Origin of the sequence: Neoroseomonas oryzicola (genome assembly GCF_012163135.1) — a bacterium.
Taxonomy (GTDB): domain Bacteria; phylum Pseudomonadota; class Alphaproteobacteria; order Acetobacterales; family Acetobacteraceae; genus Neoroseomonas; species Neoroseomonas oryzicola.
In genome coordinates this window covers 1,133,662-1,157,692 of record NZ_JAAVUP010000001.1, presented here as the reverse complement: position 1 = coordinate 1,157,692, position 24,031 = coordinate 1,133,662, and the positions used below count along the sequence as shown (strand labels likewise).

General features: G+C 72.1%; 23 protein-coding genes and 1 tRNA gene. 7 read left to right on the top strand and 17 right to left on the bottom strand.

Going from position 1 to position 24,031, the window contains the following annotated elements:
* Positions 1 to 31: 31 nt before the first annotated feature.
* From GWK15_RS05675 to opgC, 4 genes are read right to left on the bottom strand one after another with little or no spacing between them, the layout of a single operon-like run.
* Positions 32 to 2,353: a methyl-accepting chemotaxis protein gene (locus tag GWK15_RS05675; RefSeq protein WP_168039898.1), complete on the bottom strand. Its 2,322-nt coding sequence runs from the start codon at positions 2,351 to 2,353 to the stop codon at positions 32 to 34.
* A 45-nt stretch (positions 2,354 to 2,398) separates the two neighbouring features.
* Entirely contained in the window at positions 2,399 to 3,067 is a 669-nt protein-coding gene (locus GWK15_RS05670; protein ID WP_168039896.1) for an NrsF family protein, read from the bottom strand.
* Positions 3,064 to 3,708, bottom strand: a complete 645-nt coding sequence (locus GWK15_RS05665) for a sigma-70 family RNA polymerase sigma factor (protein WP_209441999.1) — start codon at positions 3,706 to 3,708, stop codon at positions 3,064 to 3,066. The genes GWK15_RS05670 and GWK15_RS05665 overlap by 4 nt, the downstream gene beginning before the upstream one ends.
* On the bottom strand, positions 3,705 to 4,838 hold the full coding sequence (opgC, locus tag GWK15_RS05660) for an OpgC domain-containing protein (protein ID WP_168039894.1): 1,134 nt from the start codon (positions 4,836 to 4,838) through the stop codon (positions 3,705 to 3,707). Before opgC ends, GWK15_RS05665 begins: the two co-directional genes overlap by 4 nt.
* A gap of 125 nt (positions 4,839 to 4,963) precedes the next feature.
* Here opgC and GWK15_RS05655 point away from each other — a divergent pair, with 125 nt between their 5' ends.
* A complete protein-coding gene (locus tag GWK15_RS05655) occupies positions 4,964 to 5,389 on the top strand; it encodes a DUF1489 family protein (protein WP_168039892.1) in 426 nt (141 codons plus the stop codon).
* A 131-nt stretch (positions 5,390 to 5,520) separates the two neighbouring features.
* Here the strand turns inward: GWK15_RS05655 and GWK15_RS05650 are convergent, their stop codons facing one another.
* Genes GWK15_RS05650 through GWK15_RS05625 form a run of 6 tightly spaced genes read right to left on the bottom strand, consistent with a single transcriptional unit; the run spans position 5,521 to position 12,732 of the window.
* Positions 5,521 to 6,090: an NADH-quinone oxidoreductase subunit B family protein gene (locus GWK15_RS05650; protein ID WP_168039890.1), complete on the bottom strand. Its 570-nt coding sequence runs from the start codon at positions 6,088 to 6,090 to the stop codon at positions 5,521 to 5,523.
* 55 nt (positions 6,091 to 6,145) lie between these two features.
* Complete coding sequence (locus tag GWK15_RS05645; protein ID WP_168039888.1) at positions 6,146 to 7,657, bottom strand: hydrogenase large subunit; 1,512 nt, start codon at positions 7,655 to 7,657, stop codon at positions 6,146 to 6,148.
* Complete coding sequence (locus GWK15_RS05640; protein ID WP_168039886.1) at positions 7,654 to 9,090, bottom strand: hydrogenase 4 subunit F; 1,437 nt, start codon at positions 9,088 to 9,090, stop codon at positions 7,654 to 7,656. Before GWK15_RS05640 ends, GWK15_RS05645 begins: the two co-directional genes overlap by 4 nt.
* Positions 9,090 to 9,758 carry a hydrogenase-4 component E gene (locus tag GWK15_RS05635; RefSeq protein WP_168039884.1) on the bottom strand — a complete coding sequence of 223 codons (669 nt, stop codon included), beginning with the start codon at positions 9,756 to 9,758 and terminating at the stop codon, positions 9,090 to 9,092. The genes GWK15_RS05640 and GWK15_RS05635 overlap by 1 nt, the downstream gene beginning before the upstream one ends.
* The gene (locus GWK15_RS05630; RefSeq protein ID WP_168039882.1) at positions 9,755 to 10,714 is read right to left on the bottom strand and encodes a respiratory chain complex I subunit 1 family protein; all 960 of its coding nucleotides are present in this window, start codon (positions 10,712 to 10,714) and stop codon (positions 9,755 to 9,757) included. Before GWK15_RS05630 ends, GWK15_RS05635 begins: the two co-directional genes overlap by 4 nt.
* Positions 10,714 to 12,732 carry a proton-conducting transporter transmembrane domain-containing protein gene (locus tag GWK15_RS05625; RefSeq protein ID WP_168039880.1) on the bottom strand — a complete coding sequence of 673 codons (2,019 nt, stop codon included), beginning with the start codon at positions 12,730 to 12,732 and terminating at the stop codon, positions 10,714 to 10,716. Before GWK15_RS05625 ends, GWK15_RS05630 begins: the two co-directional genes overlap by 1 nt.
* 280 nt (positions 12,733 to 13,012) lie before the next feature.
* Here GWK15_RS05625 and GWK15_RS05620 point away from each other — a divergent pair, with 280 nt between their 5' ends.
* Together GWK15_RS05620 and GWK15_RS05615 are read left to right on the top strand one after the other, a co-directional pair.
* Complete coding sequence (locus GWK15_RS05620; protein ID WP_168039878.1) at positions 13,013 to 13,561, top strand: TRAP transporter small permease subunit; 549 nt, start codon at positions 13,013 to 13,015, stop codon at positions 13,559 to 13,561.
* A 4-nt stretch (positions 13,562 to 13,565) separates the two neighbouring features.
* On the top strand, positions 13,566 to 14,978 hold the full coding sequence (locus GWK15_RS05615) for a TRAP transporter large permease subunit (RefSeq protein ID WP_168039876.1): 1,413 nt from the start codon (positions 13,566 to 13,568) through the stop codon (positions 14,976 to 14,978).
* A gap of 15 nt (positions 14,979 to 14,993) precedes the next feature.
* Here GWK15_RS05615 and GWK15_RS05610 read toward each other — a convergent pair whose 3' ends face one another.
* Both GWK15_RS05610 and GWK15_RS05605 read right to left on the bottom strand, forming a co-directional pair.
* The gene (locus GWK15_RS05610; protein ID WP_168039874.1) at positions 14,994 to 15,818 is read right to left on the bottom strand and encodes an aldo/keto reductase; all 825 of its coding nucleotides are present in this window, start codon (positions 15,816 to 15,818) and stop codon (positions 14,994 to 14,996) included.
* 65 nt (positions 15,819 to 15,883) lie between these two features.
* Positions 15,884 to 16,594, bottom strand: coding sequence for a pirin family protein (locus tag GWK15_RS05605; protein ID WP_168039872.1), 711 nt, complete (start codon positions 16,592 to 16,594; stop codon positions 15,884 to 15,886).
* 218 nt (positions 16,595 to 16,812) lie between these two features.
* Here GWK15_RS05605 and GWK15_RS05600 point away from each other — a divergent pair, with 218 nt between their 5' ends.
* Complete coding sequence (locus tag GWK15_RS05600) at positions 16,813 to 17,355, top strand: OmpA/MotB family protein (protein WP_168039870.1); 543 nt, start codon at positions 16,813 to 16,815, stop codon at positions 17,353 to 17,355.
* Between the two features lie 58 nt (positions 17,356 to 17,413).
* Here GWK15_RS05600 and GWK15_RS05595 read toward each other — a convergent pair whose 3' ends face one another.
* Genes GWK15_RS05595 through pdxH form a run of 3 tightly spaced genes read right to left on the bottom strand, consistent with a single transcriptional unit; the run spans position 17,414 to position 20,400 of the window.
* Positions 17,414 to 18,292 (bottom strand): universal stress protein, encoded by an 879-nt coding sequence (locus GWK15_RS05595; RefSeq protein ID WP_168039868.1) that lies wholly within the window; start codon positions 18,290 to 18,292, stop codon positions 17,414 to 17,416.
* A gap of 51 nt (positions 18,293 to 18,343) precedes the next feature.
* Positions 18,344 to 19,810: an AAA family ATPase gene (locus tag GWK15_RS05590; protein WP_168039866.1), complete on the bottom strand. Its 1,467-nt coding sequence runs from the start codon at positions 19,808 to 19,810 to the stop codon at positions 18,344 to 18,346.
* A complete protein-coding gene (gene pdxH / locus GWK15_RS05585) occupies positions 19,807 to 20,400 on the bottom strand; it encodes a pyridoxamine 5'-phosphate oxidase (protein WP_168039864.1) in 594 nt (197 codons plus the stop codon). The genes GWK15_RS05590 and pdxH overlap by 4 nt, the downstream gene beginning before the upstream one ends.
* A gap of 131 nt (positions 20,401 to 20,531) precedes the next feature.
* On the opposite strand from pdxH, the gene fabI reads away from it, so the two are divergent.
* The 3 genes from fabI to aroC all read left to right on the top strand — a co-directional run bounded on the left by fabI (position 20,532) and on the right by aroC (position 23,006).
* Positions 20,532 to 21,374 carry an enoyl-ACP reductase FabI gene (fabI, locus tag GWK15_RS05580; protein WP_168039862.1) on the top strand — a complete coding sequence of 281 codons (843 nt, stop codon included), beginning with the start codon at positions 20,532 to 20,534 and terminating at the stop codon, positions 21,372 to 21,374.
* 54 nt (positions 21,375 to 21,428) lie between these two features.
* The gene (locus GWK15_RS05575) at positions 21,429 to 21,824 is read left to right on the top strand and encodes a hypothetical protein (protein WP_168039860.1); all 396 of its coding nucleotides are present in this window, start codon (positions 21,429 to 21,431) and stop codon (positions 21,822 to 21,824) included.
* A gap of 75 nt (positions 21,825 to 21,899) precedes the next feature.
* Positions 21,900 to 23,006: a chorismate synthase gene (gene aroC, locus GWK15_RS05570; RefSeq protein WP_168039858.1), complete on the top strand. Its 1,107-nt coding sequence runs from the start codon at positions 21,900 to 21,902 to the stop codon at positions 23,004 to 23,006.
* Between the two features lie 88 nt (positions 23,007 to 23,094).
* Here aroC and GWK15_RS05565 read toward each other — a convergent pair whose 3' ends face one another.
* Together GWK15_RS05565 and GWK15_RS05560 are read right to left on the bottom strand one after the other, a co-directional pair.
* Positions 23,095 to 23,751 (bottom strand): ribonuclease D, encoded by a 657-nt coding sequence (locus tag GWK15_RS05565; RefSeq protein WP_338147196.1) that lies wholly within the window; start codon positions 23,749 to 23,751, stop codon positions 23,095 to 23,097.
* Between the two features lie 87 nt (positions 23,752 to 23,838).
* Positions 23,839 to 23,925, bottom strand: a tRNA-Leu gene (locus GWK15_RS05560).
* Between the last annotated feature and the right edge of the window lie 106 nt (positions 23,926 to 24,031).

Sequence of the window (24,031 nt, the reverse complement as noted above, 5' to 3'; positions counted from 1 at the left end):
AGGCCGAAAGGCCTTTGGAAACCGATACTTGTCAGGCGGCGCGGACGGCCTTCAGGAAGCTCTCGGCACGGGTGCGCAAGGTTTCGGCGTCGCCGCTCAACGCCCCCGACGCCTGCAGGACGGCCCCGGCCGAACCGCCGGTCGCATCGGCGGCGGCCCGGATGCCCTCGATCTTCCGCGCCACCGTGTCGGTCGCCTGGGCAACCTGCGCGGCACTGCGGGCGATCTCGCGCGTCGTTGCACCCTGTTCCTCGACCGCGGCGGCGATCGCCGTGGCGATGTCGCTGGTCCGGTCGACCGTCGCACCGATGGCGCGGATCGCATCTACCGCCTGGTTCGTCGCGCCCTGCATCTCGCCGATCTGCCGGCCGATCTCCTCGGTCGCCTTCGCCGTCTGGCCGGCGAGGTTCTTCACCTCGCTCGCCACCACCGCGAAGCCCTTGCCGGCCTCGCCCGCACGCGCCGCCTCGATCGTCGCGTTCAGCGCCAGCAGGTTGGTCTGGCCCGCGATCTCCCCGATCAACCGCACCACGTCGCCGATGCGCGATGCGGCTTCTGCCAGCCCGCGCACCGTCGTGTCCGTCGCCTTCGCCTCGGCCACCGCGCGCCGCGCCACATCCGCCGCCTCGGCGACGCGGCGGGTGATCTCCTCGACCGAGGCCGCCATCTCCTCGGCGGCGGCCGCGACGGCCTGGACATCGGCATTGGCCTGCGTCCCGGCCTCGGAGACCGTCATCGCCTCGCGGCCCGTCTCGGCGGCCGCGTCGGTCAGGGTCCGCGCCGCCTGCTGCAGCTGCGTCGCCGAGGCCGCGACGGAATTCACCACCGCGCCGATATCCTCCTCGAAGGTGTCCGCGAGCCGCGCCTGCTCGGTCGTGCGGGACCAGGCCAGCATGGCGCCGACATACTGCCCGGACGGGTCGCGCAGGGCCGAGGCATTGAGGTCCAGCGTCTCCGTCCCCACCCGCACGCGCGCCTTGTGGGGCAGGTTGGCCGGATCGGACAGCAGCGCGCGGATGCGCGCCGGACCTTTGTGGAAGATGTCGATGCTCTGCCCGAGCATCGCATCGGCCTTCACGGGCATATGCGCCTCCATCAGCTGCACCAGGTGCATCGAGAAGGCGTTGGCGTAGGTGATGCGGAACTCGTTGCGCGGATCGGCGACCAGCACGCCGATGGGCATCTGCTCGATGATCTGGCTGCGGGAGAAGGCCTCGGCCACGGTCACGCGCATGCGTTCCACCGCCTCGGCGATGCGGCCGATCTCGTCGCGGCGGTTGCGGTCGGGCACGGTCACGTCCGCCTCCCCGCCGGCGATGGCGCCGATCGCCGCGGCGAGGCGCCGCAGCGGCGCCCCGATGGTGCGCGCCATCGCCCAGGCCGAGAGCAGCAGCACCAGCGCGATGCCGACCGCGGTGCCGAGCACGATCCGCGACTGGCTGCGCAGCTCCGCCCCGATGGCGGCCTCCGCCGCCGCATCGATCTGGGCAAGCCGGTCATTGGCCGCGGCGAAGGCGGCGAGCAGCGCCTCCTGCGCCGGCTGGGCCCGCTCGGCGGCGAGGCGCTCGAACTGCGCGCGCGTCTCGATGGTCGCGATGGCGCCGGCGGATGCCTGCTCGGCCAGGGCGCCGATGCGCTCGAACTCCTCGCGCACCCGCGGCACCTGCTGGGTGGAGGAGATCGCGCCGCGCAGGTGCACGCGCGACTGCGCGGCGGCGCGGCGCACGCGCTGGGCCATCCGCTCGTCCCCGGTCGCGAGGTAGCGCAGCGCAGAGGCGCGCACATCGTTGAAGCCCTGGTGGAAGGCCGTGAAGCGCGTGCGCGCGTCGTTCTGCGCTTCCCCCGTCAGGTCGAAGTCGATGGCGGCGTTGGTGCCTTCGAAGGCCTGGTCGTAGTCCTGGGCGCGGGCGAGGAAGGCCTCGTCCCGCTGGCGCAGGATCTCGAGCCGCAGGCGGGCCTGTTCCTCGAGCAGCAGGGTATAGGCCCCGGCGCGCTCCACGATGGTCGCGACCAGCGCCGTCGTCGCCGGGTCATCGAGGCGCAGCGCCGCCTGCCGCGCCTGCGCCGTCGCGCGGTCCAGCGCCTGGATGGCGGCGGCGCGGATGGCCTCCACGGCGGCCGGCGTATGCGCAGCGGCCAGCGCGCGGGCCTGGGTGGGCGCCTCGGCGGCACCGACGGCCGCGGCCGAGATGATCGCCGCCGCCGCCCCGCTTTCGGACTGGCGGCGGATACTCGCCTCGACCGAGGCGCCGGTGATCTGCATGGTGGCGACGATCGCGCCGACCATCAGGAGGGCGACGAGGCCAGAGACCGCGATCTTGGCGGCGACGGGAAGATGGAGGAATGCGCGCATGGGCCACCCTGGCAAAGGAGCGGCCGCAACATTCCTTGGCCGGGCTTAAGCGCCGGTGAAGCCGTGCTCGGCCTCGCGACGTTCCCAGGACCGCCCGAAGGCAAGCAGGATGCCCACCACCACCAGCGTCATGCCCGCGTGCCAGATCAGCGCCTCGGCGGCGCCTTCCAGCTCGTGGAACAGCCACAGCCCGGCCGCCGACAGCGCCGCCCCGGCGAGCCCGCCCATGACCGCGACCGGCACCGGCCGGATCGCCACCGCGTAGCGCAGCATCCACACGAGCGACCCCGCCAGCGGCAGGCCGAGGCCGAGCACGAAGGCCATGCAGCCGGGCGAGAATCCTGGCCACAACGCGGCCGGCCCGACCCTTGCCACCTCCGCCAGGCAGCCGAGGCCGAGCGTGGCGACCCAGACCGCCGCGGCGGGCAGCGGCAGCAAGATCCAGCGCGGCGAGCGGTCGGGCAGCGAGAGCTGGAAGGCCGCGATGGTCGCCAGTACGCCGGTCGCGGCCGAGGCGACCCATTGCACGACCTCGCTGGCGTCGCGCAGGCGCTCGGCGAAATCGGGACGCAGCCCGAACACCGCGACCGCCACCGCGATCAGCAGGGTGGCGAAGCCAAGCCAGCCCGCCGCGCGGCGCATCGGCGGCGCGAGGCGGCGGACCGGGCGGAGATCGGCGGACAGGCGGGAGATCAGGTCGTCGGTGGCGGTCACGGCTTGTCCTCCGCGCCGAAGCGCCGGCGCAGGGTCTTGAGGGCGCGATGCGTCGCGACCTTCAGCGCGCCGACCGACAGGCCGGATTTCGCGGCGGCATCGGCCAGCGGCAGGTCCTCGAGCTTGGCGAGGCGCAGCGCGGTGCGCTGGCTTTCGGGCAGCTCCGCGACGGCCTCGCGCAGCTGGCGGCCGGCGATCCGGTCCTCGCCCGTCTCGGTCGCGGGGGCGGCGAGGGTCTCGGCATGGTCGTCGATCGGCGTCTCCCGGCCTGCGCCGCGCCCGCGGCGGCGCAGGCGATCGACGCAGCGGCGCTCGGTGATGGCGATGAGCCAGGGGCGCAGCGGGCGCGAGGGGTCGTAGGTCGCGAGCATCCGATGGACGGTGAGCAGCGTGTCCTGGACCGCGTCCTCGGCCTCGTGCGCGTCGGCGATGCGGCGGCGCGCGATGCCGCGCAGCAGGGGCAGGCAGTCGCGCAGCAGCAGGTCGTAGGCGCGCGCGTCGCCGGCCTGCGCCGCGACCATCAGGGCCTCCCAGCGTCCGTCGCCATCCGCCACTACGACCGTGCCGCTCCGTTGCCGACCCAATCTAGGGGCGCGGGGGCCCTTCGCGAAGACCGGCCCGATGGTGGCGCAGGCGCTCATGGCGTCACGGGGGCCGTGACGGCGCGGCGGCGCTCGGCGATCAGGGCGAAGCCGACCAGCAGCGCGGCGCCGGCCAGCGTCAGCGCGGGGTCGACCCACCAATGCGGCGGCAGCAGGCGCAACCCGGCCGTCACCGCCCAGGACAACAGGATGCCGATGCAGAACACATTGAGGCTGTGCCGCCCGACCGCGGCCAGCGCCTGCGCACCCGCGCGGTGCATCCAGGCCGCGTCGCGCGGCACCAGCACCGCGACCAGATAGGCAAGCGCCAAGCCGTGCAGCAGGTTAAACGGCCCGATATGCGACTTGGCGGCAAGGATCCAGATCGTGTCCTCGTCGAGCGCGAGCGGGCTGCCCAGCCCTTCCGCCACCCGCTGGGCGAAGCCTGCCGCGACCACAACGGCCGCGAGGACCACGCCCCAGCGCCGGTAGGCCACCGCCGCGCCGGTCAGCAGCGCCCGCCGGCCGAACCAGGCCCCGAGCAGGAAGACGAATTGCCAGGCCAGCGGGTCGAGTCCGGTCGGCAGCCAGGACCAGTACTCCCAGATCCCCGCCTGCACCCCGGCCCAGACCGCGAAGGAGGGCAGCAGCGCCCAAGCCCCGACCCGCCCGGCCAGCAGCAGGAAGCCCGGCAGCAGCAGCATGGCGAGGACGAAGACCGGCAGGATGTCGACGTAGTTCGGCATGTAGAGCAGCAGCGCCGCGCCCGGCAGGGCATGGAGCGGGTCATCCACCAGCATCCGCCAGGCCAGGCGGTCGATCTCGCCGGGCAGGGGCAGGGCCATCTCCGACCAGATGACCGTCGCGCCGAACATGAAGAACAGGATGAGGTGGACCACCCACAGCCGCCCGGCGCGGCGCAGCATGTCCGTCGTCGCATCCCACGCCCCGCGCCGGTGTTCCTTCAGCAGGAAGACCGAGGCCAGCACGAAGCCCGACAGGAAGACGAACTGCCCGGAACTGTCCGAGACCCCCCAGGCGGCATGGATGCCATAGGCACCGAAGGCCGATCCCACCGCATGGGCGCCGAAGATCGAGATCTGCATCCAGCCCCGCACGATATCGAGGCGCAGGTCCCGCGCCGGGCGGGCCAGGGGCCGCGGGGCGGCGGCAGGGGCGGGAAGGGACATGCGGCGTCTCCGGGGCGGCCCGGGAGGCCGCGGTCACTGGCAGTTTCGCCGCCCTGGCCGGGCCGGTTACGGCCCCGTCGCGCTCGCCCCTTGCCGACTCGGGGTCCGGCGCGAGATGGAGGGGCGTGCTGCACCTCATCAAGCTCTCGGTCGGGCCCAAGGACGTCGCCGCGCTCGCGGCGCTGCAGAAGGAACGGCTGCGCACCGAACCGCCGCTGCGCGCCTGGACCCGCATGTTTCCCAAGCGGATCGCCGAGGTCACCGATGGCGGGTCGATCTACTGGGTGATCGGCGGCTTCGTGCGCGTGCGCCAGCGCATCCTCGAGATCCGCGAGGAAGCCTGGGACGACACCACCCAATGCGCCGCCCTTGTGCTGGATCCCACCCTGGTCCCCGTCGAAGCCCGCCCGACCAAGGCCTTCCAGGGCTGGCGCTACCTCAAGCCCGAGGAAGCGCCCCCGGATGTCGCCGCCGACCGCCCGCCGGCGATCGGGCTGGACCGCCTGCCGCCGCGGCTGCGCAAGGATCTGGCCGAGCTCTGCCTTATCTGACCGCCCGGCTTGGTTGCTCAGATGTAAGGACACTGCCACCGGGAGGAGAGGCCGCACCTGCGAAGGTCCTTGTGTCGCGGCGGCTTATTCCCGGCAGGCCGCCGTCAGACTGGCCCCCCTTCGGGGTGGGCTTACGGGCCGGCTGGAGCAATCCAGCCGGCCCTATTTTCTTTGCGGGGGGGCCGGGCCTCGGCCTCCAGCAGCGCCAGCAGCCCTTCCAGCAACTGGGTGGGGGAGGGCGGGCAGCCCGGGATCAGCAGATCGACCGGCAGCACCGCGCCGACGCCGCCATGCACGGCGTAGGACCCCTTGAAGACCCCGCCATCCACCGCGCAATCCCCCGCGGCAACGACCCAGCGCGGTTCGGGCGTGCAGGCGAGCGCGCGCTCCATCGCCTCGGCCATGTTGCGGCAGGCGGGGCCGGTGACGAGCAGCACGTCGGCATGCTTGGGGGAGGCGACGAAGCGCAGGCCGAATCGCTCGAGGTCGTAGGCGACGTTCTGCAGCGCGTTCACCTCGAGCTCGCAGCCGTTGCAGGATCCGCTGTCGACCTCCCGGATCGCGAGGCTGCGGCCCAGCCGGGTGCGGGCCGTGGCGGCGAGGCGTTCGGCCAGCGCGTGGACCGTGTCCTGCGGCACCGGCGGCGCCGGGTCGGTCAGCGGCTTGCCGATCAGCGCGCGGGCGAGGCGTGGCCAGAGCATGTCGATTCGCCTGGGGGGGTTGTGCTCCCGGGCGCCGCGCCTGTGCGTCGTCCGCTCACAGGTCGACCCCACTGTAGGAGCAGTTGAAGGATTTGTTGCACAGGGGGAAGTCGGCGACGATGTTCCCCTCGATCGCGGCCTCCAGCAGCGGCCATTGCAGCCAGGACGGGTCGCGCAGGAAGACGCCGCGGATCAGCCCGCCATCGTCCAGGCGCAGCCAGGCCAGGCATTCGCCGCGGAAGCCTTCGACGAGGGCGCTGCCCTCGCCGCCATGGGCGGGCAGGGCGACCAGCGTCTCGCCGCCGGGCAGGGCGCCGAGCAGGCGGCGGACCATGGCGATCGACGCTCGGAGTTCGGCGATGCGCACGCGCACACGGGCATCGACGTCGCCGCCGGCCTCGACCACCACGGGCGGGGCGAGCAGGTCGTAGGGCGCGTAGCCCGGCGCCATGCGGGCGTCGAAGCGCCGGCCGGACCCGCGGCCGACGAAGCCGCCTGCCGCATAGGCCCGGGCGAAGTCCGGGTTCAGGAAGCCGGTGCCGACCACGCGGTCCTGCAGGCTGGCGTGGCTCTCGTAGATCTTCACGAGTGCCGGGATCTCGGCCTCGACGGCCGCGAGCGCGGCGAGGATCGCCGCCGCCCCGCCATCGGCGATGTCCGGCGCGACGCCGCCGGGCAGGACGCAATCCATCATCAGCCGGTGGCCGAAGGCCGCGGCGCAGGCGCGCAGCACCTGTTCGCGCAGGAAGCCGCAGCGGGCGTGCGGGAAGGCGAAGGCCGCGTCGTTGCAGACGAAGCCCCAGTCATTGAGGTGGTTGTGGATGCGCTCGAGCTCGCCCATCACGGCGCGCAGCGCGGTGGCACGTTCCGGCACGGCGACGCCCAGCGCGGCCTCGGCCGCGGCGGCGAAGGCCCAGGCATGGGCCACGGTGGAATCGCCCGACAGCCGGGCGGGGAAGACCGCCGCGGCGCGCGGCGACTTGCCGAGCATGAGCGACAGCGTGCCCTTGTGCTTGTAGCCGAGCCGTTCCTCGAGCCGGACGACGATCTCGCCCTGGATGTGGAAGCGGAAATGGCCGGGCTCGATGACGCCGGCATGGATCGGACCGACCGGGATCTGGTGGACGCCCTCGCCCTCGACCGGGAGGAATTCGGGCTGGGGGGGCTCGGCGCCCGTAAGTTGCGCCGGCTGGCCCGACAGCGGCCCAGCCACTGGCCAGCGTCCATGGTCGAGCCAAGGGCGGAGGTCGACGGCGCCCTCGGCCGTGAGGCCCCAGAGGTCGCGGATCATGCGCTCGAAGCGGATCGCACCCGGGCGGGCGGGCGAGAGGGCGGCGTAGCGGCCGCCCTCGGCCGGGGCGGAAGCCAGAAGTACGCCGCCCGCGGCTTCGTCGAGGAAGGCGGCGTGGACCAGGCCCGGTTCGGCCCAGAGGGCGAGCAGCGCAAGCGAGGGTTCCGCCCGCAGCGCGGCGGGCAGGCGGGCCCAGGCGTCGGGGGACAGCAGGAATCGCTCGAAGGGCCGCGCCCCCTGCGGCGCACCGGCGCGGATCAGGGCGGTAGCGCTCATCCGATGATCCTCGCGGCCTCGGCCAGCATGGCAGCCAGCGCGCCGGGCATGGCGAGGCCGAGCAGGGTGGCGACAGCGAGATGCAGCCAGAGCGGTGCCGCCGCTGCGGCCTCCCGCCAGCCATCCAGCGCACCGGCGGCGTCGGACGTCGGCGGGCCGAAGCAGAGCGCCTGCAGGACGGTGATGAGCGCGGCCAGCGCCATCACCATGCCGGCGACGAGCGCCAGCGCCAGCCAGGGCGCCTCGGCCGCCGCGGCGGTGAGCAGGCGGAATTCCGAGGCAAACAGCAGGAAGGGCGGCATCCCCGCGATGCCCGCGATGGCGAAGGCGAGGCCCCAGCCCAGCGCCGGATGCGTCGCGACCAGGCCCGAGATGTCGGCGATCTTCTGGCTGCCCTTGGCCTGGGCGGCGCGACCGACGCCGAAGAACACCGCGCTCTTGATGACGGAATGGCCGACCAGGTGCAGCAGCCCCGCGAGGTTCGCCGCCGCCCCGCCAAGCCCGAAGGCGAAGGCGACGATGCCCATGTGCTCGATGGAGGACCAGCCGAAGAAGCGCCGCGCATCCCGCCGCCGCCACAGCGAGACCGAGGCGAGCAGCACCGAGGCGAGGCCGAGCGCGATCAGGAACGGCCCCGGCGCGATGGCGTCCGGATTGGCGCCGACGATCGACTTCGCCCGCAGCACCGCGAGCATCGCCGCATTCAGCAGCAGTCCCGACAGCACGGCCGAGATCGGCACCGGCCCTTCGGCATGGGCATCCGGCAGCCAGGAATGCAGCGGCACGAGCCCCGCCTTGGTGCCGTAGCCGAGCAGCAGGAAGGCGAAGGCGAGGTTGAGCGTGTTCGGGTCGCACCGCGCCGCGACACCCATCAGCGCGGCCCAGGACAGGCCGGTTTCCTCATGCAGCAGGGGCTGGGCCGCGAGGTAGAGGACGATGGTGCCGAACAGCGCCAGCGCGATGCCGACGCCGCAGAGGATGAAGAACTTCCAGGCTGCCTCGAAGGCCGCCGGCGTGCGGTGGACCGCGACCATCGAGACGGTCGCCAGCGTCGCGATCTCGATCGCCACCCACATCACGCCGAGGTTGTCGGCGAGCAGGGCGAGCGTCTGCGCCCCCATGAAGACCTGGTAGGCGGCGTGGTAGGCGCGGATGCGCCAATGGTCGAAGCCTTCCTGGTCCAGCGTCGCGGCCGAGAAGACCGAGGTGGTGAGCCCGACGAAGGCCGAGACCAGGATGAAGGGCGTGTTCAGCGCATCCGTGCGGGTCCAGCCATGCTGCGCGAAGGGCTGCAGGGCGAGGGCGACGGCGAGCAGGAAGGAGACGGCGCTGACGCCGACATTGACCAGCGTCGCGGTGCGCAGCCGCGGCACCGCGGCCAGCGCGACGGCGCCGCCCCAGGCGAAGAAGACGATGGCCCATTGCAGGGGCATCACCGACCCTCCCCGCGATGTTCCTCGAGGCTGCCGGTGTCGAGCGTGTCGAAGCGCTCGCGGATCTGGAAGGCGAAGACACCGGCGACGACGGCGACCATCAGCACCAGCGCGGCGGTGGAAAGTTCGACCACCAGCGGCATGCCGGCGACGCCGATGGCGGCGAGGATCAGACCGTTCTCGAGCGACAGCAGCCCGATCACCTGGCTGATCGCGTTGCGCCGCGTGATCATCATCAGCATGCCGAGCAGCACGACGGACAGCGCGAGGGCCACATCCTCCCGCGCCAGGGCGCGCGCGCCCTCGGTCGCCGGCAGCACCACCAGGATGGACAGGCCGACCAGCGCGACGCCGGCGGTCATCGACAGGCCGACGCCGAGCGCCGTTTCCACGCTGCGATGCAGGTTGAGCCGCCGCACGATGGCGTGTAGCGCGAGGGGGATCAGCACACCCTTGGCGGCGAAGGCGAGCACCGCCGTGAGGTAGAGCCCCGGCGCCCCCTGCGCATGGGCCTGCCAGGCGGCGGCCAGCGCGAGCAGCGTCCCCTGCGTCGCGAAGGCGTTGATCACCGCCCCGATGCGCCGCTGGTACAGCAGCACGAAGGACAGCAGCAGCACCCCGCCCCCGAGCAGATGCGCGACGTCGTAGCCGAGCTGACCGAAGCTCATGTCAGCCCCGTCGAGACGAAGAGCAGCACCGCGCCCAGCAGGCCGAGCAGCAGTGCCGCGCCAAGGAATTCCGGCACGCGGAAGACACGCATCTTGGCGATCGCGCTTTCGAAGGCGGCCAGCGCCAGCGCCAGCGCGCCCATCTTCGCGAGCCAAGCCGCGAGACCGACGATCCACAGATGCGGCCCCGCGCCGGCCGGCGCCTGGCCCAGCGGCAGGAACACCGCCGAGAGGAGCGCGAGCCACAGCGTCAGCCGCAGCATCGCCGCGAAATCCCACAGCGCGAGGTGCCGGCCCGAGGCCTCGAGGATCATCGCCTCATGCACCATGGTCAGTTCGAGATGCGTCGCGGGATTGTCGACGGGGATGCGGGCATTCTCCGCCACCGCGACGGCCAGCATCGCGACGAGGGCGAGGCCGAGCGAGACGCGAAGGCCGAGCCCGCCTTCGCGGAAGGCACCGGCGATGGCGTCCAGGTTCGTGGTGCCCGCGAGGATCGCGAGCGACAGCGCAGCGACGACGAGGGCCGGTTCCGCGAGCGCGGCAAAGGACATCTCGCGGGCCGCGCCGAGGCCGCCGAAGGGCGTTCCCACATCCATCCCCGCCAGCGCCATCGCGACGCGACCGAGCGCCAGCAGCCCCGCGACGACGATGAGGTCCGACAGCGGTGCCAGGGCCATGCCGCGCGCGAAGGAGGGCACCAGCGCCGCCGCCGCGACCGCAGCGCCGGCCGTGAGGTAGGGCGCGGCGCGCGAGACGACCGAGGCGTTCTCCGCCAGCACCGGCGTCTTGCGCAGCAGCTTCAGCAGGTCCCACACCGGCTGCAGCGGATGCGCGCCGCGCCGGCCCATCATCCGTGCCTTGAGCCAGCGCAGCACGCCGGTCAGCACCGGCGCCGCCGCGACGATCAGCGCGATGTGCAGCGCCTGGGAGAGGATCGACCACACGACCGCCATCAGCGCGCCTCCAGCCAGGCGAGCAGGGCGAGCATCAGAACCACCGCGCCGAAGGTGAGGCCGAGGCATTGCCGGATCGACAGGTCGCGCAGCCGTTCCGCCTGCGCCGCGGCCGCGTCCCGCCAGCGCGGCACCGGCCCTTCCAGCGCAACGAGGGCAGGGTCGTGGAAGCCGGATTGGAGCACGGCGGGGGCGGTGGCGCCGGGCGGCGGCATGGTCACTCCCTCCCGCGCCGCGAGCAGGCTGGTGCCGAGCATCCGGCGCAGCGGCTGGCCGAAGCCCGAGGCGGTGGGCTGCGACGAGGGGTCGCCGAAGGGCAGGTGGTGCGGGGCGGCGATGAAGCCGCAATCCCAGATCGGGCCGCGCGCCACGCCCGCCGGCGCGCGCCGGCGCACCGCCCAGACCACGGCGCCGACCGCCGCCGCGAGCAGCAGCGCGACCAGCAGCGGCCAGTAGCGCGCCCCGCCTTCCGCCGCGCCGATGGCGACGAAGCCCGCCCGCGGCGCCGCGGCGCGCGTCATCAGCCGCAGCGCCGGCTCCGCGAGGTCGAGCATCACCCCGGGCAGCAGCCCGAACAGGACGGTAAGTGCCGCCGGCAGGATCAGCGCGGCCTGGACCAGCCGTCCGCCTTCCTCCGCGCCCGCGGCGCGCGGCGTGCGCGGCCGGCCGAGGAAGACCAAGCCCCAGAAGCGGACCATGGCCGCTGCTGCGAGGGCCGCGGCCAGCGCGGCCAGCGCCGTCGCTGCCGCGGCACCCATCTGGAAGGCGAGGTCGCCCACCCGCCAGGACGCCAGCAGCGCCTGCAGCAGCAGCCATTCGGACGCGAAGCCCGACAGCGGCGGCAGCGATGCGGCCGCCGCCACGCCCGCCAGCGCCGCCCAGGCGGTGACCGGCATGCGATGGATCAGCCCGCCCAGCCGGTCGATCCGCCGCGACAGCGCGCCGTGCAGCACTTCCCCGGCGGCCAGGAACAGCAGCGTCTTGAACACCGCATGGTTCAGCGCGTGCAGCAGCGCCGCCCCTGCCGCGAGTGCGGCGAGCGCCGGCAGGTCCGCGCCGCGGAAGGCCAGCGCAAGCCCGAGGCCGATCGAGATCAGCCCGACATTCTCGATGGTCGAGCAGGCGAGGAGCGTCTTGATGTCCTCCTCGAGATTCGCGCGCAGCGCGCCGATCACCGCCGAGGCCGCGCCGAGTGCCACCAGCGGCGCGCCGAGCCAGAGCGGCTGCGCCGATCCCATCAGGTCGAAGGCGAAACGGGCGAGGACGTAGATCGCGACCTTGGTCATCGCGCCCGACATCAGCGCCGAGACATGGCTCGGCGCCGCGGGGTGGGCGAGGGGCAGCCAGACATGCAACGGCGCGAGCCCGGCCTTGGATCCCGCCCCGGCGAGTACCAACGCCAGCACCAGCGCCGCGCGCCAGCCGTCGGGCGGGGCCTCCCGCAGGGCGGCGAAGGCGACGTCCCCCGCGCCGCCGGCGAGCACGCCGAAGGCGAGCATCAGCGACAGCCCGCCGAAGCCCGCGAAGCCGAGGTAGATCCGCGCGGCGCGACGGTTCGCCTCCTCCTCCTCGTGCTCATGCGCGACGAGCACCCAGGAGGCGAGGGACATCGCCTCGAAGCCGAGCAGCAGGGTGAAGCCGTCAGCGGCGAGCAGCGTGACAGCCATGCCCGCGAGAAAGAGCGGGTAGGGGAGGAGGCGGCGCGGCGCCTCCGGCCCATGCAGGCTGCCCAGGGCGAAGATCGAGGCGGCGGTCCCCGCCAGCCCCAGGATCAGCAGGAACCAGGCCGACAGCGCATCGATCGCGACCCGCGCCGGACCCCAGGGCGGGCCGAAGGGCAGGTCCAGCGCGTCGGGCCCGCCGAGCAGCCCGCCCACGGCCCCCGCCGCGATCAGCACCGATGCGGCGGCGCAACCGCCCAGCACGACGGGCGCACCCTTCGCGTGGCGCGCCAGCGCCGGCGCCGCCGCGGCAAGGACCAGCAGGCCCCCGGTGGCGAGGAGCAGCAGGGTCAGCACGGCGTGGCGGAGTCGCGGGTCACGTAGGGAGGATACCCCCCGGAGCCATTCAGGGAAGCGCATGCTTCTTCGGCATGCGGGTGGAGAAACCCTCATTTTGTGAAATGTCGCGGGGTGTGATACCCGCCGCGCGTCTGAAGCGCCGGTAAACCGAGCGGCGCGCGCCTGCGAAACGACCAGGATCAGGAAATTCGGACGTGGAACGCCGTCACCTCGTCGCCAGTCCGTTGGCGAGCGCCGCCCCGGCCACGCACGCCGCCGGGGCGCAGGGGAACAGGGAATGAGGCCGCTGCTCGCCTTCAGCCGGGGGATGGATGCGGTCAGCGCCGCCTTCGGACGCATCGCGGACTGGATGGTGCTCGCGGCCTGCGTGGTCAGCGCGGGCAATGCGGTGATCCGGTACGGCTTCTCGATGTCCTCCAACGCCTGGCTCGAGGTGCAGTGGTACCTCTTCGCCGGCGTGGTCATGCTCGGCGCGTCCTACACGCTGGAACGCAACGAGCATGTGCGCGTCGACCTCGTCTACGGCAGCGTCAGCGCGCGGGCGCGACTGTGGATCGACGTCTTCGGCATCATCTTCTTCCTGCTGCCGGCCATGGCGCTGCTCGCCTGGATGACCTGGCCCTTCTTCTGGGACGCCTGGGTGCGGGGGGAGGGGTCGCCCAACGCGGGCGGTCTCATCCGCTGGCCCGTCAAGCTGGTACTGCCGCTGGGCTTCCTGCTGGTGACGCTGCAGGGGCTGTCCGAACTGGTGAAGCGTGTCGCCGCGCTGATGGGCATCGCGCCCGATGCGGCGCACCTCGCCGAATACCACCGACCGGAGCAGTAGGACCGTGCTGAGCCTGGAAATCATGCCGCCGCTGATGTTCGGCGGCCTGGTGGTCTTCCTGCTGATGGGCTTCCCGGTGGCGTTCTCGCTGTCCGCGGTCGGGCTGTTCTTCGGCTTCCTGTCGATCGAGATGGGCTTCTTCACCACCGCCTATCTCGGCAACCTGCCGCTGCGCGTCTTCGGCATCCTGTCCAACGACCTGCTGCTGTCGATCCCGTTCTTCACGCTGATGGGCGCGATCCTCGAGCGATGCGGCCTGGCGGAGGACCTGCTCGAGGGCACCGGGCAGTTGTTCGGCAAGATCCCGGGCGGGCTCGCCTATGCCGTCATCCTGGTGGGCGCGGTGCTGGGTGCCATCACCGGCACGGTGGCGGCGAGCGTGATCGCGATGGGCATGATCTCGCTGCCGATCATGATGCGCTACGGCTACGACATGCGCATCGCGACGGGCGTGATCGCGGCATCCGGTACCATCACGCAGGTCATCCCGCCCTCGCTCGTGCTGATCGTGCTGGGCGACCAGCTCGGCAAGTCGGTCGGCGACATGTATGCCGGCGCGATCGGGCCGTCCTTCCTGCAGGTCTTCCTCTTCATCCTCTTCATCGCGGGCGTATCGATCTTCGCCCCCCACAAGGTGCCGCCCCTGCCGGACGAGGCGCTGGGCCCGCGCGGCTGGGCGCTGTGGTGGCGCGTGCTCAAGGGCATGGTGCCCTCGGTCGTGCTGATCTTCCTGGTGCTCGGGACCATCTTCATGGGCCTCGCGACGCCGACGGAAGCGGGTGCGATGGGCGCGGTCGGCGCCGTCGTGCTGGCGATGATCAACGGCCGCTTCACCTGGACGCTGATGCGCGAGGCGATGGCGAACACGATGCGGATCACCTCCATGGTGATCTTCATCCTGATCGGCGCGACCGTGTTCAGCCTGGTGTTCCAGGGCGTGGACGGCAGCCACTGGATCGAGCACCTGCTGTCGCACCTGCCGGGCGGTCAGACGGGCTTCCTGGTCTTCGTCAACATCTTCGTCTTCTTCCTGGCCTTCTTCCTCGACTTCTTCGAGATCGCCTTCATCATCATCCCGCTGCTGGCGCCGGTGGCGGCGAAGCTCGACATCGACCTGGTGTGGTTCGGCGTGCTGCTCTGCATCAACATGCAGACGTCCTTCATGCACCCGCCCTTCGGCTTCGCGCTGTTCTACCTGCGCGGCATCGCGCCCAAGGAAGTGCTGTCGCGGGACATCTACTGGGGTGCGATCCCCTGGGTGGGGCTGCAGCTGCTGCTGGTCGCGATCGTGATCCTCTGGCCCGAGAGCGTGACCTACTGGATCGACAAGGGCACCGGCGTCGATCCCTCGACCGTGCGGATCGAGGTGCCGATGCCGGATACGAGCGAGGAGAACGAGGTGCCGGTCTTCCGGTAGGGAACCGGCGCGCGCCTACAGCATCGCGAGGCTTCGCTTCCTCGTCGGCGGCGCGAAGCCGAGGTCCAGCGTCGCGAGGTCCTCCGCGGTCAGCGCAATGTCCCGCGCGGCCGCGTTCTGCCGCACATGGGCCGGATCCGAAGCCTTCGGGATGCTGATGACGTGCGGGTGGCGCAGGGTCCAGGCGATGGCGACCTGCGCCGGCGTCACGCCGTGCCGCTGCGCGACCTCGGCCAGCGCCGCGTTGCGCAGCATCCGCCCGCCCTGGCCGACCGGGGAATAGGCCATCACCGGCATGCGGTGGCGGGCGCAGAAGGGCAGCAGGTCGAATTCCACGCCGCGATGCTCGAGGCTGTAGAGCACCTGGTCCGTGGCGCAGTCCGGCAGCGCGGCGCCGAGTTCCTCGAGGTCGTCCACGTCGCAGTTGGACACGCCCCAGTGGCGGATCTTGCCGGCGGCCTTCAGCGCCTCGAAGGCGGCGACCGTCTCGGCGAGCGGATGCGAACCGCGCCAGTGCAGCAGATAGAGATCGATCGTCTCGACCCGCAGGCGCTTCAGGCTGCGCTCGCAGGCGGCGACGGCGCCGCGGCGCGACGCGTTGTGGGGATAGACCTTGGAGACGAGGAAGACCCCGTCCCGGCGGCCGGCGATGGCCTCGCCCACCACCTCCTCGGCCCCGCCCTCCCCATACATCTCGGCGGTGTCGATCAGGCTCATGCCGAGGTCGAGGCCGAGGCGGAGCGCATCGACCTCGATCCGGCGCTGGGAGGCGAGCTCCCCCATGTGCCAGGTGCCCTGGCCAAGGGCGGGCACCGGGGTTCCGTCGGGCAGGGTCGGCATGGCGGCGTCTCCGCGGTCGTTCCGCGAAGACTAGGCCGCCTTGCCGGTACGCGCGACCCGGCGGGTCAGTCCGCCGCCACCTCGACCATCACCAGCTCGGCATCCTCGGTCGCCGTGATGGTGAATTCCGTCTCGTCGCGGATGGCGATGCCATCGCGCGCCGAGGCGGGTGCGCCGTTGACGGTCACCGCGCCGCGGGCCGGCACGATGTAGGCCGCGCGGCCCGGGGCGAGCGCCTGCACCAGGCTCTGCCCCTTCTTCATCGTGGTCGCGAGCACCGCGCCGTCCACGTTGATCGGCAGGGCCCCGTTGCCGCCATCCTGCGTGCGGCCGGAAGCGAGCACCTCGAAGCCCGCCTCGCGCTGCTCCTTCGGGAACTGCTTCGCGCCCCAGGCCGGCTTCACGCCGCGACGGTCGGGCATGATCCAGATCTGGAAGATGCGCGTCGTCGTGGGCTCGAGGTTGTATTCGGCATGCACCACCCCGGTGCCGGCGGACATGATCTGCACGTCGCCGGCCTCGGTGCGGCCCTCGTTGCCCATGTTGTCCTTGTGGGTGATCGCACCTTCGCGGACGTAGGTGATGATCTCCATGTCGCGGTGCGGGTGCGGGTCGAAGCCGGTGCCCGGCGCGATCTCGTCGTCGTTCCACACGCGCAGCCGGCCCCATGCCATGCGCTGCGGGTCCATGTAGTGGCCGAAGGAGAAGTGGTGGTTGGCGTTCAGCCAGCCGAAATTGGCCTTGCCGAGGCTCGAGAAGGGGCGGATGTCGATCATGGTCGTGATCTCCGTTTCGGGGCGGGCCGCGCCCGCCGTTCGGCAACCGAGATAGGCTTTGGCCCGCGCCGCCGCCACGCCGGGGGTCCAATCGCCCCCATTCATGCCCTGAATGAGGGAAGGGCTTGCACCCTGCCGAAAACGGATCTCGTTTCGCTCCTGTCGCCGGGCCCCGGACGCGTCACACTGGGGCCCCAGTCCCACCAGGAGCAAACGAGATGCGTCGCACCTTCCTGAAGCTTGCCGTGGCGCCCGCGGCGCTCGGGCTGCTCGGCCTGACCGGCTGCGTGTCCATGGAACGCTACGAGGAGCTGGAGCGCGCCTACCAGCAGCTCCAGGGCCGCTACACGGCGGACGAGGCCGAGATCCGCATGCTGCAGGGCCGCCTGCGGGTGACCATGACGGACCGCATCCTGTTCCCCTCCGGCGGCTACCGCATCGAGGAACCGGCGCGCCAGCAGCTGCGCAAGATGATCCCGACCCTGCAGGGCCTGGTGCAGACCCGCGTGATCGTCGAGGGCTACACCGACAACACCCCGGTCGGGCCGGAACTGCGCCGGATGGGGATCAGCTCGAACCTCGACCTGTCCTCGCGCCGCGCCGACACCGTGGCGGACACGCTGATCCGCGAAGGCGGACCGCGGAACCTGATCTCGGCCGACGGGCGGGGCGAATCGAACCCGATCGCGTCGAACGACACGCCGCAGGGCCGGGCGCAGAACCGGCGCATCGAGATCACGCTGGTCGGTCCCGGCAACTGACCGACGGCGAGGCGGCGCGGCGGCGGCACCGGGGGGCCGGCCGCCGCCGCGTTGCGCCTCAGCGGCACATCAGGACGGGGATCTCGGCGTTCTCGAGCACGTGGCGCGTCACGCCGCCGAGGATCAGCTGGCGCAGGCGCGAATGCGAATAGGCGCCCATGCAGAGCAGGTCCGCCCCGAAATCGCGCACCGCCCCGAGCAGGCCCGCGCCCACTTCGCGCGTCGTCGGCTTGAAGGGAACGATCTCGGCATTGATGGAGTGCCAGCGCAGATAGGCCTGGATGCCCTCGGCCTTCGGCCCGCGGCGCTGGTATTCGTCGGCGCAGAGGATGCGCACCGCGGCCGCCTTGTGCAGCCAGGGCAGGGCGGCGGCGACGGCCGCGGCGCTTTCCGCCGTCCCGTTCCAGGCGACGCAGATCCGGTTGCCGATGTCGGCCGGGGCAACGCGCGGGGCGATCAGGACCGGGCGGCCGGAATCGAACAGGATCGCGTGCAGCGCGTCGGAGGAGGAGACGTCCTCCCCCGCCTCGGGGTGCGGCACCACGGCGAGGTCATAGAGGCGCGACTGCTGCGCGACGATGTCCTCCTCCCGCCCCGCGATGGCCTCGAAGGACAGCGTCGGGCCGTCGGTCTTGGCGGCGGTGTCGGGATTGTCGGCGAGCGTCACGCCGCCGAGGCCGGAGGTGAACTTCTCGAACAGGGTGCGCACGCGGTCGGCGCGCTCGCCGCTCTCGCGCTCGGTGGCGGCCATCATCTCCTCGATCATCGCGCCCGAGAGGCCTTCGCCGGCGAGCGGCGCGACGTCGCGCGCATCGACGCGGACATGCAGGCAATGGACATGCGCGCCCCAGGCGCGCGCGGTGATCAGCGCAGTGGCGAGGGCCGCCTCGCCTGCGGCGGTCCCGGTCAGCGGCAGCAGCAGCCGGCGATAGGCCATGATCAGAAGCTCCCCTTCCTCGCTGCGTTCTGCGTCAGTCGAGTGCGAACACTAGCACATGGAATGGCGTTCCATGCCAAGTGCTACAAGTGCGGCGGCAAGGGCGCCGTCATCGGCGGCGATGCGGTGCCAGGCGATCGGGCCGGGATCGACGGCGGCGGCGCGCAGCAGCACGGCCTCGTTGGCATCCGAGGCATCGTCGCGCCGTGCCGCGAGGCGCGCGCGCAGCAGGTCGAGCGGCGCCTCGAGCCAAAGGCCGTCGAAGGGCACGCCGGCCTCGCGCGCGGCCGCTTCGGCCGCGGCGCGCTGCGCGGGGTCGAGGAAGACGGCATCGGCGATCACGGCCTGGCCGCCCGCGAGCGCATCGCGCGCCATGGCGAAGAGTTCGGCGTGGACCGAACGGCTCACATCCTCGGCATAGGCCTCGGGCGGCAGGCGCTGTTCGGGGGCGAGGCCGAAGCGACGCTTGCGGATCTCGTCCGTGCGCAGCACGAGCGCGCCGGGGCAGCGGCCGAGGAGCGGCGCGATGGCGCGGGCGATGGTGGACTTCCCGGTGCCCTGCAGCCCGCCCACCGCCACCATGCGCGCCGGCGCGGGCACGAGATGCTGTTCCGCCGCCGCGAGCAGCGCACGCCAGTCGCGCCCCCGCGCGCCTTCGACATGGGCGCGGATCATCGCCCGCATCGACAGCCAGAGGGGCAGGCCTGCGACGATGCCGGCATCGCCGCTGCGCGCGACGTAGCGGTTCAGCACCCGGTTCGCCGCCGCGCGCCCATGCCGCAGGTCGAGGTCCATCAGGAGGAAGGCGAGGTCGTAGCCGACATCGATGCGCGCCAGCGCCTCGTCGAATTCCAGCGCGTCGAACAGCGTCGGCCGGCCGTCCCAGAGGCAGAGATTCCCCAGGTGCAGGTCGCCATGGCAGCGGCGCGTGAAGCCTGCGGCCGAGCGCGCCGCCAGAACCGGCGCGATGCGCGCGAGTTCGGCCCGTGCGGCGGCGGCCCAGGCCTCGACGCGCGGTGCATCGAGCCCCGCGCGCAGCGCCGAGGGGACATTGCCCTCCAGGATCGCGCCCATCGTCGCGGGCGCATCGACCGGTATCCGTTCCGCCGCCGCATGCATCGCCGCGACCGCGTCGGCCACGGCGTCGAGCAGCGCCGGGGTGGGCGGCACCTGGTCGAGGAAGTCGCCGGCGGGAATCGGCGCCATGCGCAGCACCCATTCCACCGCCGGACCGTCCCCGCCTTCCCGCAGCGCACCATCCGGGGCGCGGGTGAGGGGGATCACATCGCGGTAGATGCCCGGGGCGTGGGGGCGGTTGAGGTCCAGCTCGCGGCGGCAGAAGCGCGCCCGGTCCTCGAGCCGGGTGAAGTCGAGGAAGCCGAGGGCGACCGCCTTCTTCATCTTCCAGGCGGTGTCGCGGCCGACATAGACGGCCGAGATATGCGTCTCGACCGGCGCGGCGCCGGAGAGGCGGGCGAGGAGATCCGCCGCCTCGGCCTGCGCCGCGGGGATGGTCACGGGTAGAGCGTCTCGATCCGCCAACCGGTGCCGTCACGATGGAAGACGCGGCGTTCGTGCAGGCGGAACGGCATGTCGCGCCACAACTCGATCCGCCGCGGCAGCACGCGGAAGCCGGACCAGTGGGGCGGGCGCGGGATCTCGCCGACCGCGTATTTCAGCCCGTACTCGGCGACGGCCTTTTCCAGCGCGAAGCGGGATTCGAGCGGCCGGGACTGCTTCGACGCCCAGGCGCCAAGGCGCGAGGTCCGCGCGCGGGAGGCGTAGTAGGCATCGGCCTCGCCGTCGGTCACGCGCTCGACGGCGCCTTCGACACGGACGGATCGCGCGAGCGTCTTCCAGTGGAAGCACAGGGCGGCATTGGGGTTGGCGGCCAGTTCCGAGCCCTTGCGGCTCTCGAGGTTGGTGTAGAAGACGAAGCCCCGCGCATCGACGCCCTTGAGCAACACCATGCGGGCGGAGGGGAAGCCGTCCGGCGTGGCGGTGGCCAGGCAGACGGCGTTGGGGTCGTTGGGTTCGGTCTTCGCCGCCTCGGCCATCCAGGCCTCGAAGATGGCGATCGGATCCTCGTTGGTGGGGGTGCCGTCCATGCGCTGTGCTCCTCGTGGAGCCTGTATCGGGGCGGGGGGCGGGGGCGGCAAGGGGGCGGGAACCTCTTGCCCGGCGGACCCCGCCATGGCACCACCCCTGCCCTGCCAGACAAAGACGGGTCCCACCAGTGATGAACGACTCCGCGCCTGAGCCCCGGATCGCCTCCGGCAACCTGATGCAGGGCAAGCGCGGGGTGATCATGGGCGTGGCCAACGACCGGTCGATCGCCTGGGGCATCGCGCAGGCCGTGGCCGCCCAGGGCGGCGAGATCGCCTTCACCTACCAGGGCGAGGCGCTCGAGAAGCGTGTCCGGCCGCTGGCCGAAAGCGTGGGGTCGAGCCTAGTGCTGCCCTGCGACGTGGCCGACGACGCCAGCATGGACGAGGCCTTCGCGGCCATCGGCAAGGCCTGGGGGAAGATCGACTTCCTCGTCCATGCCATCGGCTATGCGGACAAGCAGTTCCTGCGCGGGCGCTACCTCGACACGCCGCGGGCGGCCTTCCTGCAGGCGATGGACATCTCCTGCTTCTCCTTCGTCGCGGTCGGCCAGCGGGCGGCGGCGCTGATGGAAGGGGGCGGGTCGCTGCTGACGCTGTCCTACCTCGGCGCCGAGCGTGTCACGCCCCACTACAACGTGATGGGCGTGGCCAAGGCGGCGCTCGAGGCCTCGGTGCGCTACATGGCGACCGACCTCGGGGAGCGGGGGATCCGGGTGAACGCGATCTCGGCCGGACCGATCAAGACCCTGGCGGCGAGCGGCATCGGCGACTTCCGCTACATCCTGAAGTGGAACCAGTACAATTCGCCGCTGCGCCGGAACGTGACGATCGAGGAAGTGGGCGGCTCGGGCCTCTACCTGCTGTCTGACCTCGCCCAGGGCGTGACGGGCGAGGTCCATCACGTCGATTCCGGCTACCACATCGTCGGCATGAAGAACCCCGACGCCCCGGACATCACAGTCGAGAAGGGCTGAGGCCCTCCGCCTGGCCATTGAGCCGCCGCCCCGTCCGGGCTAACCCAGCGGTCGATGAAACCGCCGTCCTGCCGCGCCCTGCTGCGTCTCGCCGTCCTGGCCGCCCTGCCGGCGGCCGGCACCGTCCTGCCGGCCCGGGCGCAACTGCCCGACGAGGGGCGCTGCTGGGTCGCCGTCCGCGTCACCGGCCCGGAAAGCCAGCGCGTCAGCGAGGAGGAGGCGCATTCGCGCCTGCGCCTGCGCTGCCGCGCGGGGGATGCGCTGGTGTTCCTCAGCGATGCCGGCCAGCCGCTCGGCGCCATCGCGGCGCGGTATTGCGACATGACGAAGTCGATGGCTATCGAGCGGACCACGGCGGAGAGCATCGACGGGCCGGGCAACCAGGAGATCCGGGTGCCGCTCGGCATGCTGACCTGCGTCTATCGCGGCGCGCCGCGCCTCGACCGCTGACGGCGATGGGAGGGTCGCCCGGAGGACCCTGCATCGCCGCCCAGATCCCACCCGCCGGCTGTTGAAGCGCACCCCATGTCCCACAATTCCTTCGGCCACCTGTTCCGCGTCACCACCTGGGGCGAAAGCCACGGCCCGGCCATCGGCTGCGTGGTGGATGGCGTGCCGCCCCGCATCGCGCTGAGCGAGGCCGACATCCAGCCCTGGCTCGACAAGCGCCGGCCGGGACAGTCGAAATTCGTGACGCAGCGGCAGGAACCGGACCAGGTCCGCATCCTGTCCGGCGTCTTCGAGGGGCTGACGACGGGCACGCCCATCGCCCTGCACATCGAGAACACCGACCAGCGGTCCAAGGATTACTCCGAGATCGCCGAGCGGTTCCGCCCCGGCCATGCCGACATCACCTATGAACTGAAATACGGCATCCGCGACTATCGCGGCGGCGGGCGGTCGAGCGCGCGCGAGACGGCGATGCGCGTCGCGGCTGGCGCGGTGGCGCGCAAGGTGCTGGGGCCGGAGGTGCGCATCCGCGGGGCGCTGGTCTCGATCGGCGGGGACTGGGTGGATCCGGCCGGCTGGGACTGGGCGGCGGTGGAGGAGAACGCCTTCTTCTGCCCCGACCGCGCGGCCGCCGCGCGGTGGGAGGAACGGCTGCTGGAACTCCGCAAGGCGGGTGATTCGGTCGGCGCGGTGATCGAGGTGGTGGCCGACGGCGTGCCGCCGGGGCTCGGGGCGCCGATCTACGGCAAGCTCGATTCCGACCTGGCGGCGGGGCTGATGTCGATCAACGCCGTGAAGGGCGTCGAGATCGGCGATGGCTTCGGGGCCGCCGCGCTGACCGGGTCGGCCAATGCCGACGAGATGCGGATGAACCCGGACGGCACGGTGGCCTACCAGTCGAACCACGCGGGCGGGATCCTGGGCGGCATCAGCACCGGGCAGCCGATCGTCGCGCGCTTCGCGGTGAAGCCGACGAGCTCGATCCTGACGCCGCGTGCGGCGGTAGACCGCCAGGGGCGGGAGGTCGAGGTGCAGACCAAGGGTCGCCACGACCCCTGCGTCGGCATCCGCGCCGTACCGGTGGGGGAGGCGATGCTGGCGATCGTGCTCGCGGACCACCTGCTGCGGCACCGGGCGCAGAACCCGGATGCGCCGAGCGTGGCGCGGCTGCCGCGCAACTGAAGCGGCGCCGCTGCGCGTGCCGCGAAGCCAAGCCTCGCGGATGCGCGGCGTCTGAGGGGCGCGACGGCCCCGCCGTCGCGCGCACCAATCAATGACTCAGGATGTCGGGATCCTCGTAGCCCAGCAGGTCCAGCTTCCCGCGCGTGGGCAGGAAGCGGAAGCAGCCCTCGGCGATGTCGAGGCGCCCCTCGCGCTTCAGCAGGCCCTCGAGCTTCGCCCAGAGCGCATGCAGGTGCAGCACGTCGGACGCGGCGTAGGCGAGCTGCTCGGGCGTGAGTTCGGGCGCGCCCCAGTCGGAGGTTTGCTGCTGCTTCGACAGGTCGACGCCGAGCAGCTCCTTGCAGAGATCCTTCAGCCCGTGCCGGTCGGTGAAGGTGCGCACCAGCTTCGCGGCGACCTTGGTGCAGACCACCGGTGCCGTGGTGACGCCGAGATACCGGTACAGCACCGCGACGTCGAAGCGCGCGAAGTGGAACAGCTTCGTCACCGCGGGATCGGCCAGCATCCGCTTGAGGTTCGGCGCGCCGTAGCCCTGGCCGCCGAGGTTCTCGGGGATGAGCTGCACGAGATGCGCGGTGCCGTCGCCCGAGGAGAGCTGCACCAGGCAGAGCCGGTCGCGATGGGGGTTGAGGCCCATCGTCTCGGTGTCGATGGCGACGACGCGGCCGAGGTCGAGCCCGTCCGGCAGGTCGTTGCGGTGCAACCGGATGGTCACGCCGGCATGGGTGAAAAGGGTGCTGCCCACGATCGCGCCAAACCTCTCAGACAGGGGCCACATCGCCCCGGCCCGGTCCCGGGTGAGGCTGGCATTCGCCTACTGTCTCTCGGGGAGTGGTGCCCAGGAAAGGACTCGAACCTTCACAGCCTTGCGGCCACAGGTACCTGAAACCTGCGCGTCTACCAATTCCGCCACCTGGGCAAGGGGGCCGGCGCCTTGCGGCGAGGGCGGCGATTTACGCGGGGGCGGAGAGGTCGTCAAGCCATGCCCGCACTTTCATGCAGCGCGATGCGTGCCATATCGTCGG